Source organism: Helicobacter pametensis ATCC 51478, from assembly GCF_000518225.1.
Classification (GTDB): domain Bacteria; phylum Campylobacterota; class Campylobacteria; order Campylobacterales; family Helicobacteraceae; genus Helicobacter_G; species Helicobacter_G pametensis.
Genome location: NZ_JADE01000011.1, coordinates 1 through 12,893 on the forward strand (window position 1 = coordinate 1; position 12,893 = coordinate 12,893).

Below are 12,893 nucleotides of genomic sequence, written 5' to 3' on the forward strand. Positions count from 1 at the left end.
ACCCTCATCCCCTCCAATTTCCCCTTCTCTTGTAATTCTTTGTAATAGTAAGAATGCAAGATCGCTAGCTCTTCCTCCCCCATATTTCCATCAATCATCGCTCCCAATGCTCCCTCAATTGCAAACACAGACATATAGATATGAGTGATGAGTAAAGCAATGATGGCAAATCCTAAGACATTGTGAATAATGGCACTAAGTCTTAGAGCATTGATGGGAGCAAGCTGAAAGTAAAGAAGTGCACCTGTAGCAATCATGATAAATCCTCCCACAGTGCAAGTCCAAAACCACATCTTCATCCCAGCATTAAATTGTCCAGAAGGAATGGGAGTGGAGATGCTTTTGCCTTTTGTGAGATAGCCTCCTAGCATCAAAAGCCATTTGAGATCATAAGCTTTAGGCAAGCTTGCCTTCACCCACATCAAAAACATCAAAGGACCAAAGATGGTAAATCCAATGGTTGCAATCCCATGTAAATCTCTAGCCAGTCTGACAAATGTCCCTCCACCAAGCTTTGCTCCAAACACCATAATCAGTCCAGTGATACAAATCACAATAAAAGGCACAGCAGCAAGCCAATGGATTGCGATGTTGTAATTGGAGAAGATTTTGTATTTCACTCCATGAGAGAAGCTCTTGGATTTGAAAATCATTAGATGTGTTGCAAAAGCTAAGGGCACAAGAATAATGATTGCCAAGAAAATGGGAGCAAAGAATTTGTTTTGTAAAAGGGTGAAGAGCTCACCTAATCCAGTGACACCCTCAATCCCTTTGATGGGTTCTCCATTTCCCAAAACCCCTATAGTCAATCCTTGCATCTCTCTCACACTTCCACTGACTACTCCAGCTGTTGGGGAATCAACTCCCCAATTTTTGATTTGCTCAATTTGTTTCACTCCATAGATATGAGTGTTGGGAGAGAAATCAATGGGTTCTTTGACTTCTTTACTCACACCAAAGGCAAAGAGCAAGAAGCATACACACAACAATACTCTCATCTCTTCTCCTTAATCGCCATAAGCCTTGGACCAAGTATAAGGAATCTTTGGAGTTCCACTTCCTCTAGCAATAGCACGATGACGGATGATTTCACTCACCTCTTCACTGCTTCCAGCCAAAAGTGCTTTTGTTGAACACATTGCAGCACACATCGGAACTTTTCCTTCAGCGATTCTGTTTTGTCCATAGAGTTTGTATTCTTCTTCAGAATGTGTCTCTTCAGGACCTCCTGCACAGAATGTACATTTATCCATCGTTCCACGAGAACCAAAGACATCAGATTTAGGGAATTGTGGTGCTCCAAAAGGACAGGCATAGAGACAATAACCACATCCAATGCAAGTCTTTTTGTCATGCAAGACAATCCCATCTTCTCTAATGTAGAAGCAATCCACTGGACAGACTTTGGCACAAGGAGCATCAGAGCAATGCATACAGGCAATAGAGATACTTTTCTCTTTGCCCTCAATCCCATCATTGAGTGTGACAACTCTTCTGCGATTGATTCCTACAGGAAGATGATGAGCTTCTTTACAAGCCACATCACATCCATGACAATCAATGCATCGATCCTCATCACAATAGAATTTGATCCTTGAATGACTTTGGAGGGTTGAACCTCCAGAAGTTAATGCACTCATTTACTCCTCCTTATGCTTTTTCTATACGGCATAGACCGCATTTGGTTTCGGGAATCTGTGTGACGATGTCATAGCCATAATTGGTCACACCATTGATAGATTCACCTATGCTATAGGGCACATATCCTTGTGGGTAATTTGCCTCTAGACTTTTTCCTTGAGCGACACCTGCCCAATGGAATGGTGCAAAGATCACATTTTCTTTGACGCTGTAGCTTAGTTTTGCTTTGACTTTGGCTTTGAAGCCCTCAGGAGAGTGAATCCATACAAAATCTCCTTCTCCTACTCCATAGTTTGCAGCGGTGTCGGGGTGGATTTGGCAATACATCTCAGGGTTGATCTCACTGAGAGCTAAACTCACGCGAGCTTCGATTCCTTGACCACTGTGAGTGACGATCCTTGCTGTGTTGAGCTGGAGTGGGAAATCTTGCGTCCAGTCTTTTTGCAATGACTTGAATTTGGTCTCCACTCTCCAGTGATTGGGCTGATCTTCATAGGTTGGATATTTGCTAATCAAATCAGGGCGAGGTGTGTGGATAGGTTCGCGGTGAAGTGGGATTTGATCCACCCAAGTATTTACAACCATTCTAGCTCTTGCATTTCCATAAGGACAGAGTCCTGCCTCAAGCGCTTTGTGCACAAGTGTCATACTAAGGTCAGTTTTCCAGTTTGTGCCTTTGACTAGCTCTTTTTCTTTGGCTGTGAGTTTTTTGCCTGTGAGTTCTTCGATATTGTCTGCTGTGATCTCAGGATATCCTCCTTTTTGACTTGAGCTTGGAGGGGTGCTTCCTTTGCTAGAGAGCATGCTGTATTTTTTGCCCATAAGTTCTTGCTCTAATCCAAAGTTGTTTCTAAAGCCCATACCTCCTTGCATCACAGGGATGGAGATATCATAGAGATTTGGAGTCCCTGGATGCTTTTCACTCCAGCATGGCCATGGAAGTCCATAGTAGGAATCTCTAAGGGGACCCTTGCCTTTGAGACTGATTGGATCAAATAGATGCCAGTTGGTGGTGTGATCCTTAAGTCTTTCAGGAGTCCAACCACTAAGTCCGATGGTTTTCATCCCAAGATTGATCTCCCTTGTGGCGTCTTCGGGCCAAGTGAAGTTGCCTTTGCCATCTCCTAGGGCTTTTGTCAGCTGCTCATAGAATCCTAAGCGTTTGGCTAGCCCAAAGAGGATCTCTTGGTCAGGCTTGCTTTCATAGAGAGGCTTGACGACTTGGAATCTCCATTGGGCAGAGCGGTTGGTGGCAGTGACTGATCCACTTGTCTCCATTTGGGAGGCTGCGGGTAGAAGATAGACTCCATCTTTTTTCTCAGTGTAGGCAATCGCATCATGAGGGAATGGATCGATGACGACTAACAACTCTAGCTGATTGAGTGCTTGGGTGACTTTGTTGGTCTGAGCGATTGAGATGATTCCATTTCCCATACAGACCATGGCTCTAATCTTCCCTGCTTTGCCGTTGTGAATCTTTTCTTCTTCCAAGACTCCTTGCCACCATCTTGCTAGGGTGAAGCCTGATTTGTTCATGGTTTCTGGATCGTATTGGGCTTTGAGCCACTCATAATCCACTTTCCATACCTTTGCCCAGTGCTTGAAAGCTCCCTCACTCAATCCATAATATCCTGGAAGAGTGTCAGAGGCACAACCTAAATCTGTCGCACCTTGGACATTGTCATGTCCTCTGAGGATATTGGTCCCTCCACCATTGATTCCCATATTTCCAAGCACAAGCTGGAGGATGGGCGCGATTCTTGTGTTGCCTGTGCCGATGCTATGCTGTGTGAGTCCCATCGCCCAGATCAATGTCCCTGGCTTGGTTTGTGCATAAAGCTTTGTGACTTCAAGAAGTTGCTCTTCTTTGACTCCGCAAATATCAGCCACGACATTAGGGGGATAGTTTTGAGCCTCTTTTCTGATGGCTTCGATCCCAAAAGTTCGATCAGCAATAAATTCTTTATCTTCCCAGCCATTTTTGAAGATCAAATGAAGCATTCCATAGATGAAGGCGATGTCTGTCCCTCCACGGATTTGGATAAACATATCTGCTTTTGCCGCAGTTCGTGTGAATCGCGGATCCACGACGATTATTTTTGCTCCATTTTTTTCTTTGGCATTGAGGAAGTGCTGGAATCCGACGGGATGATTGACCGCGGGATTGGCTCCAAAGATAATGATCGCTTTTGAATGTTGGATATCTCCAAGATGGTTTGTCATAGCTCCATAACCAAATGTATTCGCCACACCGGCGACTGTAGAGCTGTGTCAGAGACGAGCTTGGTGATCGATATTGTTGGTTCCAAACATTGTGGCAAATTTGCGGATGTAATAACATTGCTCATTGCCTACTTTGGCACTTCCGAAGAATTGGACGCTGTCTGGACTATAGTCCTTTTTGAGTTGTCCAAGTTTTTCTCCAATCTCATCTAGGGCTTGCTCCCATGAGATTCGCTTCCATTCCCCGTTTTCTTTTTTCATCGGATATTTCACTCTTTTGGCACTTCGCACTAGATCAATCATATCCGCACCTTTGGAGCAATGTCCTCCACGGCTTACAGGGTGATCTTGTGCGACTTCTTGGCGCACCCACACACCATTTTTGACCTCTGCCACAATTCCGCATCCGACAGAACAAATGCTACAAACGGTTTTGATCTTCTGACTGTCGGGATAAGCCTCTTTGAGCTCCTCTTGTGTAGCTTCTCTGACGATCCCTTGATTTGCACTTAGGCTACTGATCCCAGCACCAATCCCCAAAGCACTCATTTTCAAAAAACTTCGACGAGATGCTTTGAGGGGTGAGAAAGTTTGTGCGACATATTCACTCATAACCAACCTCCTTATTTTGCAGATGCATAGTAAGCATTCCAGTGCTTGGTGCTTCTATATAAAATTTCTTTTTTCTTACCGGAGCTAGTTTTCACTCCATTTTTTTCTCTTGGCTGATTGTCACCGCAACCTGCGAGCGCAATCCCACCAATAGCAACAGCGACTGAAGTCTTACTAGCGCTTTTGAGAAAATCTCTACGAGATTTTTCATTGGATCTATTGTGTTCCATATCTGCTCCTTTTATATAGGATGGTAGGGAGGATACCCTACGCTAGGGATTAGCTCTAACCTCTAGCGTAGGGTATGGTGATGTTATTTGCTTTTGATTTCTTCTTCGTCAAAGTCGGTTTTGACGCGTTTCTTCCATTTGCTTCTTTTCTCTTCTCTTTTGAGTTCTTCAAGATCGATAAATTCTTCAAAGGGTGGTGGAGTGATCTCAAGATAGAGGCGCTCAAACTCAGCAAAGCTTCCTAGGATCTTGGCAATAGATTTGTAAAATTTGGCGTTTTTGTTTTTGAGAATCTCAAGCACAACGAAATTCACATAATCATTGAGCACTTCTTCAAAGACTTTTTGACACATTGCAAGTGAACAGGGGTTGGATTTCTGTAAAAGTGAGGCATTGAAGAGAAGCAAGAATCCCAAGTGATCTTCGGGTTCGATGTATTCTTCATCTTTTCTAAATTCACTCTCTAAGATTAGATCGCGGATTTTGAGACATTTCTCACCAAACTCCCATCCCTCATCATAATAGCTTGCTGTGAGATTGATGGCTTTGTGAGAGAAATTATCGATGAAGAGGATGTCAAACTCTCTTTGGATGTGGGTCACGCCATTGGTCTCTAGCTCTTGTAGGAGAATTTGTGCATCTTTTTGGGTTTGATCATTGATGGGGTTGGCAAAAATTTGATCAAGGATGGAGATGATGAGTTGTGTGTGCTTTTGTGCGCCTTGATAACTGAAGAAAACTCCAAGGAGGGAGTAATAGAGTGATCGGGCTTTGGTGATTTGGAGTTCTTCTTGTGTCATTTGATTCCTTCAAGCATAAGTTTTACTTTGCAATCAGCACAGCATTCAAGGGTTCTGAGCTTGATGGGATCATCGGCAAAATGTCCTCCCATCATGGATTTGATTTTTTCAATCGATTTGCTTGTAGCAAAAGGTTTGCCGCATTCGATGCAAGAAAATAGCGAATCTTTTGCCATTGTTTTGTAAGTGAAGTATTGGGGAGCGAGACGGATCCCATTGAGATGAAGTGAGATCGCATCTTCTGGACAGCTTGGGACACAATAGCCACAGGTCGTGCAAAGACTAGGGTTGTATTCTAAAGTGAGTTTTTTGGAGTTGGCAATCAGGCTATTGACATTGCACGCGCCCACACAGCTATTGCAAAGTGTGCATTTGTCTTCATCGATTTTGATCTCTCCATAGCGGATCATTTCTCCGCTCTCTCCACTCTCCACTTGACCAAAATCACCATCTTTGATCATAAATATCAGTCGCTCTGCAAAATGCTTGCGCTTTGATTCTTGTGGGCTTGGGGTGTAGGAGTATTGAATGATGGATTTGGGCTTATCCCATAGGGTTTGGAGTGTCTCTATATCGTTTGCAACATAGAGTGCATCAGTTTGAAAGAGAGTTTGATAGATGTCATTGACGAGTTTGATCGCTTCTTGGCTTGGGCGAGAGATGATGGGTGAGAAGAAGATGAAAGAATTTCCACTTTCTTGAGCGATGGCAAGAAGATGGGCTTCTGAGGGGAACTTCTCTCTGGGGATGATGAGTGGGGAGATGTGTTTGGGGATATTGATCTCATCAAGCAGTGAGAGGAAATTTTCTGGAATAAGTAGGATTTGTGTGTCTTTATAAAAGCGTAGTGATTGGATCAGACAATCCATCGTATAGGGTGCAAAATCAAGAGCTCCTGTAGGGCATGTCGCCACACATCCTCCACATCCCATACAATCCACTTGCGAAAAGATAAGCTCCATGATTGAATCATCTTTGGTCACGCCAAAGGAGGGGCAGACATTGACGCATTTGTGACAGAAACCCTCACCATTTTTATCGGGTCTTCTCTGGTGATATTGGCAAAGTGAGGGGGTATAGAGTGTGGTTGTCTTGTAGGTGTAGTTTCCTAAGCGAGTTTTGAGTAATGCTAGTACTTCCTCTGGGGAGTGGAAGTCTTGAATACTTAAAATCCCCAAAAATTTGGGGAGATTCTCATCATGGATAAATAGCACAGCTTGGGAGAAGCTGATCTCTTCCCCATCATGTAAAAGTGCGATGAAAGAGCCGATTTTGCCACTGATGTGCTGAATCTTTTGGGCATCAAGAAGGGAGGGGTTAAATCCCTCGTTTTGAGCTTTTTGGATGAAATCTTGAGCTGTGGGAGAATCTGAGCCGATGAGCAAAAGATCATTGCCTACTTCAAGGGAGTATTCTTTGAATGGAGCGTGATCAAAAATAGCGAGTTTGTTTTGAAAGAGGCGGTGGAGATTGGCAAGTTTGGTCGCTTCATCAGCTTGAGTATTTTGGAGATACCAATCAAGCTCTGGTGCGGAGATCTGGGAGTTTTCTTGGCGATTTGAGATGATGAGCTCTGAGGATTGTGAGGAGCTATCAAATGAAATGAGGGGGTATTGATCTTGCAAATCTTGGGAAAAATGATGAGAGGAGATTAGTTCAAACACTTTGGATTCCTTGCATAAAATTGATCTTTGGGTTTGGTAGGGCTAAAACTCATAGGACTCAAAGAAAACAACATTTTAACTTTTTTCTATCTCATTATGGAGATATAAATGATGATTTTAGTCAAAAAAGATTTTTTTGATTTTTGTGAGATTGTGTTGAAAGAGTGGATTTGAGAATCATTTGATACAATAGCCTCCTTTTAAGGCGAGATGTTTCTCATTGTCTTAGAAAATAATCTTTCAAGGAGAGTGAAATGGCACAAGATATTTCAATCACAGAACAAGCGATTTTGGATAAGATCAAAGAAAAAGCAGGAAAACTCAAGTGTCCAGTATGTGGTGGGAGTGATATGGGGATTGCGCCAGGTTTTAGTAATGTGATGTTGCAAGAGAAGATTGATGGAAGTATTGTAAGCAATGGTCCAATGATTCCATCAATTTATACAGTGTGCAATAAATGTGGTGCAATGACTCCTCATGCTGTCGCTGTTTTGGGTCTTTTGAATCAAAAATAATCATCTCTTCCCTAATTTGGGAAGGATGCCCCTTCATTTTTCTTCGTTCACTACTAAACTCATAAAGGTTTCATCATGGATGTTTTAAAACAGATCAATATCACACGCTTAGAAGATGGAGTCAAATATCCCAAAGAAGATATCGTGATCTTAGAAAGTCGTGTAAGCTTTTATCTCAATGGGGAGAAAATCATCTCAACGATGTGTATTCCTCAAGATGGAGATGCACATATGATCGGATTTTTGTTGAGTGAGGGGGTGATTGAGGGGGTGGGTGATATTGAGCATCTTGAGGTGCTCAATCGGGGCTTGGAAGTGAGAATGCAAGCCAAAATCCAAGAGCAAAATCTCAAAAATCTTTACAAAGAAAAAACACTTGTTTCAGGCTGTGGTGGGGGGATCACAGGGCAGGCTGGAAATGAGATGCAGGTAGAGTTTAATACAAGTGCTCTATGTGTATCTGGACGATGGGTTTTGGAACATGTGCGTAAGTTTTATCAAGAAAGCGAGCTTTATTTGCAAACAGGATGCGTGCATAAAGCGATGCTTTTGTTTAGTGATGATGAAACTCTCTTTAGTGAAGATATCGGGCGTCATAATGCGATCGATAAAGTCTGTGGGCGGGCGTGGCTCAATCACAAAAATCCTAGTGAGGGGATTTTGGTCGTGAGTGGGAGGTTGAGTTCAGAGATGGTGAGCAAGGCTGTGATGCATCATATCCCTATCGTTGTCTCACGAACAGCCCCTACATTTTTGGGAGTCAAAACTGCTCAAACTCATGGAATCACGCTATGTGGTTTTGCGCGTGGGAAAAATATGAATATCTACACTCACCCCTCAAGAATCAAATCTGATGACAATTTATCCTCTTGAGATTGCTCTTGTGGGATCTCTGCCTCTTCTTGTGGAATCTCTCCTTCACCACTTGGCTCTAGAATGGGTGGAATGACTTCTTGTGGCTCTATTGGTGGAGTTTTTAGGAGAGAGGGATCAATGGGGGTGAAAAATCCTTTCGTATCGATGAAGTAGATTTGGGTTGTGTATTGGATTTGGTTGTTTTTGATCGTTTCTTTGAAGTAGGGGAGACTATCTGAGAACATAATCCTATAAAACATCTCCATACCTAAAGCTGTGGAGTAATTGACCCAGTCAAATTTGAGATCACTATTGAGTAGTGAGCCATACTCGATGAGCTTTTGATTGGTTTGAGCAATGGAGCTTGCGATAAAGAGGTTTTTGCGATCGCGTTTTTGTGTCAAAACAATAATGGAGGGGTTGTAGTTGATTTGAGTGGAGAGAAATTTGGATGCTTTTTTTCTAAAGTATCCGATCTGTGAGAGCAAAAGCCCGCTTTTGACCACTGGGGTGTTGAGAAATACATCTGCTTGATTGATCAGCTTTTCTTGAGTTCTGGCCTGTTTGCTGAAAGTCGCGGCATCTTGGTTGGTGATGGTTTGACTATGGATATTGGGGATGAGATCAAGAAGGGTATTAGATAAACGATCTCCTACAGGGCTATCATCATTATAGGCGATGATGTTTTGATCAGGTGTGTGGAGTCTAAGGAGTTCTCGAATCTGATCTTTGTAGCTGATCCCTCCAAAGAAAAGCATCGGATTGGTTGAGGGATCAAAGCCGATTTGTGTGGCATTGACAGTGGGGATGTAGAGAGGGATTTTGAGAGGGAGTTTGCTAGCTTGATAGGCTCCTTTGGAAGTAAAAATCGCGATGATAAACTGAAAATTGTGCTGGGTGATCTCTTGATATACTTTCTGAATTGATTCTTCTTCTTCATCTCCGCTATCAAATACTTCAAACTCAAATTCTGCCCCTCTTGCAGAAAGATAAGCCATGATCGTGTCAATGCTTGCAACAGAATAGCGTCCAATGATTTTTTTGGGCATCACAAGGGCGATTTTGAGCGAGGAGTGTTTGATCTCTTCTGAAAATTGCGCGATGATTTCTTCTTGTGGGCTAGAGAGTTTGGGAGGGTGAAATATAAGGGGATTTGCCAAAAGTAAGGTGCCAAAAAGAAGTATGAAGAAAGTTTTCATAGTGATGCCTTTGCGATTTTGAGATGATGAAAGGTTTGTTTTTTGAGTGCTGGGAGTTTGATGAGTGCGAGGAGCGAATGAGTGGTGATCCAGCTTTTGTTTTTGAATTTGGTGAGGCTTCCTAGATCTACTTTGGAAGGTAAGAGATGGTTTGCAATCTCAGATAATCCAAAAATCACAAATACTTGTGCTGAGCTTTGGGTGATCTGAGAGAGCAAAATCTCTGCGTGCTGTTTGATGTCTTGCTCATAGGAGATCTGCTGGGTTTTGAATAGTGAAAATATGCAGCATTCTTGGGGTTTGAGAGCAAAGACTTTGGTGATGATATCTTCTAGCATTTGAGCACTTTTGGTGGGGAGGAACTGCCAGTCTTTGTCAATCAATGGGGTTTGGGTGATAAATCCAATCTTGGCTTGTTGGGGAGAAAACCCCAAGAATCCTTGCTGTGTTGAGGGATTGCTTTGGGGAAAGCCTTCAAAAAACTCCTCTCCAAACATCTCTAGATGGTAGAGATAGTTTAGCTTGAGGAGATCTGTATGCATCAGAGTTCTAGCACTTTCCAAGGTAATCCTTGAATATTAAGCTCTTCCATAAATGGATCGGGATCAAGCTCTTCCATATTGAATACTCCATTTCCGCTCCATTTTCCTTCCACAATGAGTTTGGCTCCAATCATTGCAGGCACTCCTGTGGTGTAGCTAATGGCTTGAGAAGATACTTCTTTGAAGCATTCTTGATGATCGCAGACATTGTAGATATAGATGGTTTTTGCTTTGCCATCTTTGATGCCTTGGATATAGCATCCGATATTTGTTTTTCCTACTGTTCGTCCAGCTAGGCTTGCAGGATCGGGGAGGAGAGTTTTTAGGAATTGGATGGGGATGATTTTTTCTCCATTATGTTCTACTTCATCAATTCTTAGCATTCCGACATTTTCCAAGCATCGCATATGGTTGAGGTAATTTTGAGAAAAAGTCATAAAAAAGCGGATACGCTTCAAGCCTTTGATGTTTTTGACTAGTGATTCTAGTTCTTCATGATAGAGCAGATAAGAATCTTTCTCTCCAATCTCAGGATAATCCCAAACTTGCATAATCTCCATCGGTGCGGTTTCAATCCACTTTCCATTTTCCCAATATCTTCCTCTTGAGCTCACTTCTCTGAGATTGATCTCTGGGTTGAAGTTTGTGGCAAAGGGATAGCCATGGTCTCCAGCATTGCAATCCAAAATATCAATGCTATGAATCTCATCAAAATAATGCTTTTGGGCATAAGCACAGAAGACATTGGTCACCCCTGGATCAAATCCACTTCCCAAAAGAGCAAAGATTCCTACTTCTTTGTATCTCTCATGAAATGCCCATTGCTCTTTGTATTCAAATTTTGCAGTGTCAGGATGCTCATAGTTTGCTGTGTCTAGATAGTGGGTTTTGGTTCTTAGACATGCTTCCATAATACTTAGATCTTGGTAGGGGAGGGCGACATTGATGACAACCTTGGGTTTGATTCTCTCAATCAATGCGACAAGGGCATCGACATCATCAGCATCAACACTCTCACAGCGAATCTCAATCCCAGTTTTTTGTAAAACACTTTTTGCGATTTCTTCACATTTGCTTTTTGTGCGTGAGGCAAGAGTGATTTCTCCAAAAGTCTTGGCATTCATTGCAAGCTTGTGGGCAACAACTCCTCCAACTCCCCCCGCACCAATTTGTAAAACCGCCATTATCTCCTCCGATTGAATAAGTTTTGTAAAATTTATAGAGCGGAATTATACATATCTCAAGATTTAAATTAAATTCTTAAATGAGGCGAAGGATTGAAAAATTTTTTCTTGCTTTTTATTGGTGTTTTTTGGATCGCTGGATGCTCTAGTGTTTCTTTGCAAAAGGTTGCATATGAGTATTATGAGGGGGATCCAAATCAGGCCTTTGCTATGGCACTTAGGGGAAGTAAGGATGGCAAAGATGCCCTGCTTTATCAAATGATTGGAGGGATAATTGGATTTGATCTATCCAAACCTCAAGCACTTGGCTTGCTAGAGAGTGCTGAGGAGCTCATCAATCAAAATGAAAAGAAGGGCATTTTATCAAGTGTGTTTGATGGGCTTGGGGCAGTGGTTGTGAATGATACTCTCTTGCCTTATGAGGGCTATCTTTTGGAAGCTGTGATGGTGAATTATTATAAAGCACTTGTGTTTATGCAAAGAGGGGATTTTGAGGATGCAAGGGTGGAGTTTAATCGTGCCAATGATCGCCAAAGGAGAATCAAGGAGTATTATAGAAGAGAGATTGAGCGAGCCAATCAAAAGCAAGAAGCTCTCAAAAATCCACATAATTTCCATCATGAGATCTTAAAAAGCTATAGCAATTTGGAGCAATTTGCATCATTAGAGGGGTTTATCAATCCTGCTGTGAGCTATCTTTCTGGTTTGTTTTTTGTGCTTGAGGGGGATTCTAAGGGGATAGATCTACTCAAGGAGGCTTATGCTATCACTCAAAATCCAAAGATTTATAAAGATATTTTGATGGCTTTGGGTGAGGGGCGCGAGGAGAAATTTACTTGGATCATCATCGAAGATGGACGCAGTGCTTGGAAGGTAGAGAGGGGATTTGCTTTGCCTTTTGTGACGCCAAGTAGTGTTGTGAGTGTGTCAGTGGCATTGCCTGATATGAGAAGAGGGATGGGGTTTGAATCTCATTATGAGATAATGCTAGGGCATCAAAAAGAGAGGGCGTGGGAGATCGCTAGCTTTGATCCTTTGATCTTAGGAGAGTTTTCTAAGCATCTACCTTTTATCGTGATTTCCTCTGTGACCTCTTCTATCTCTAAGGCAATGGCTCAGCATTATGCTCAAGCATCGATGCAAGGAGGCGCGCGTATCTTGGCTATGTTTGGGGGGATGGCTTATGGACTTTTGAGCACAAAGGCTGATTTGAGGAGTAATCAAATCTTACCTTATCGTTTTTGGATCGCTAGGGTGAAAAACACTCAAGGAATCTTAAGTCTTAGGGGAGAGAGAGGTGTGTATGCTTCTTGGGAGATGAGTAAAGAGTGTGTTGATGAAAGCAAGCTATGCCTTGATAAAAACAATATAATCTACTTTCGTAATGCCGGTAGGCATGTGTTTGGTCATATTGTGATGAAACGCTAA

At 42.4% G+C, this 12,893-nt stretch carries 12 protein-coding genes; 3 read left to right on the plus strand and 9 right to left on the minus strand.

The window, feature by feature from the left end:
- From T391_RS0103840 to T391_RS07890, 6 genes are all read right to left on the minus strand, one after another.
- Positions 1-998 (minus strand): formate dehydrogenase subunit gamma (locus tag T391_RS0103840; protein WP_034583502.1); only part of this gene is annotated, 998 nt, incomplete at its 3' end.
- 9 nt (positions 999-1,007) lie between these two features.
- A complete protein-coding gene (gene fdh3B / locus T391_RS0103845) occupies positions 1,008-1,640 on the minus strand; it encodes a formate dehydrogenase FDH3 subunit beta (RefSeq protein ID WP_027326613.1) in 633 nt (210 codons plus the stop codon).
- A gap of 10 nt (positions 1,641-1,650) precedes the next feature.
- Positions 1,651-4,476, minus strand: a complete 2,826-nt coding sequence (locus T391_RS0103850) for a formate dehydrogenase subunit alpha (protein ID WP_084340111.1) — start codon at positions 4,474-4,476, stop codon at positions 1,651-1,653.
- A gap of 11 nt (positions 4,477-4,487) precedes the next feature.
- A complete protein-coding gene (locus T391_RS0103860; RefSeq protein ID WP_027327227.1) occupies positions 4,488-4,706 on the minus strand; it encodes a twin-arginine translocation signal domain-containing protein in 219 nt (72 codons plus the stop codon).
- 83 nt (positions 4,707-4,789) lie between these two features.
- Entirely contained in the window at positions 4,790-5,506 is a 717-nt protein-coding gene (locus tag T391_RS0103865; protein ID WP_027327228.1) for a TorD/DmsD family molecular chaperone, read from the minus strand.
- Complete coding sequence (locus T391_RS07890) at positions 5,503-7,170, minus strand: 4Fe-4S binding protein (protein ID WP_051420587.1); 1,668 nt, start codon at positions 7,168-7,170, stop codon at positions 5,503-5,505. The genes T391_RS0103865 and T391_RS07890 overlap by 4 nt, the downstream gene beginning before the upstream one ends.
- A gap of 254 nt (positions 7,171-7,424) precedes the next feature.
- On the opposite strand from T391_RS07890, the gene T391_RS0103880 reads away from it, so the two are divergent.
- On the plus strand, positions 7,425-7,685 hold the full coding sequence (locus T391_RS0103880; protein ID WP_027327229.1) for a hypothetical protein: 261 nt from the start codon (positions 7,425-7,427) through the stop codon (positions 7,683-7,685).
- 75 nt (positions 7,686-7,760) lie between these two features.
- Positions 7,761-8,558, plus strand: coding sequence for a formate dehydrogenase accessory sulfurtransferase FdhD (gene fdhD / locus T391_RS0103885; protein ID WP_034583791.1), 798 nt, complete (start codon positions 7,761-7,763; stop codon positions 8,556-8,558).
- On the opposite strand, the gene T391_RS07895 is transcribed toward fdhD, so the two are convergent.
- From T391_RS07895 to T391_RS0103900, 3 genes are read right to left on the minus strand one after another with little or no spacing between them, the layout of a single operon-like run.
- Positions 8,516-9,739, minus strand: a complete 1,224-nt coding sequence (locus tag T391_RS07895; RefSeq protein ID WP_051420588.1) for a type 1 periplasmic-binding domain-containing protein — start codon at positions 9,737-9,739, stop codon at positions 8,516-8,518. The two genes, fdhD and T391_RS07895, sit on opposite strands and share 43 nt — an antisense overlap.
- Positions 9,736-10,302, minus strand: a complete 567-nt coding sequence (locus T391_RS0103895) for a hypothetical protein (RefSeq protein WP_027327231.1) — start codon at positions 10,300-10,302, stop codon at positions 9,736-9,738. Before T391_RS0103895 ends, T391_RS07895 begins: the two co-directional genes overlap by 4 nt.
- Positions 10,281-11,468, minus strand: a complete 1,188-nt coding sequence (locus T391_RS0103900) for a saccharopine dehydrogenase family protein (RefSeq protein ID WP_104692922.1) — start codon at positions 11,466-11,468, stop codon at positions 10,281-10,283. Before T391_RS0103900 ends, T391_RS0103895 begins: the two co-directional genes overlap by 22 nt.
- A gap of 90 nt (positions 11,469-11,558) precedes the next feature.
- On the opposite strand from T391_RS0103900, the gene T391_RS07900 reads away from it, so the two are divergent.
- Entirely contained in the window at positions 11,559-12,893 is a 1,335-nt protein-coding gene (locus tag T391_RS07900; RefSeq protein WP_051420589.1) for a COG3014 family protein, read from the plus strand.

Coding starts and splice junctions, on each gene's coding strand:
- T391_RS07895 (WP_051420588.1), bottom strand. CDS start 9,739: ATGAAAACTTTCTTCATACTTCTTTTTGGCACCTTACTTTTGGCAAAT.
- fdhD (WP_034583791.1), top strand. CDS start 7,761: ATGGATGTTTTAAAACAGATCAATATCACACGCTTAGAAGATGGAGTC.
- T391_RS0103880 (WP_027327229.1), top strand. CDS start 7,425: ATGGCACAAGATATTTCAATCACAGAACAAGCGATTTTGGATAAGATC.
- fdh3B (WP_027326613.1), bottom strand. CDS start 1,640: ATGAGTGCATTAACTTCTGGAGGTTCAACCCTCCAAAGTCATTCAAGG.
- T391_RS0103865 (WP_027327228.1), bottom strand. CDS start 5,506: ATGACACAAGAAGAACTCCAAATCACCAAAGCCCGATCACTCTATTAC.
- T391_RS0103860 (WP_027327227.1), bottom strand. CDS start 4,706: ATGGAACACAATAGATCCAATGAAAAATCTCGTAGAGATTTTCTCAAA.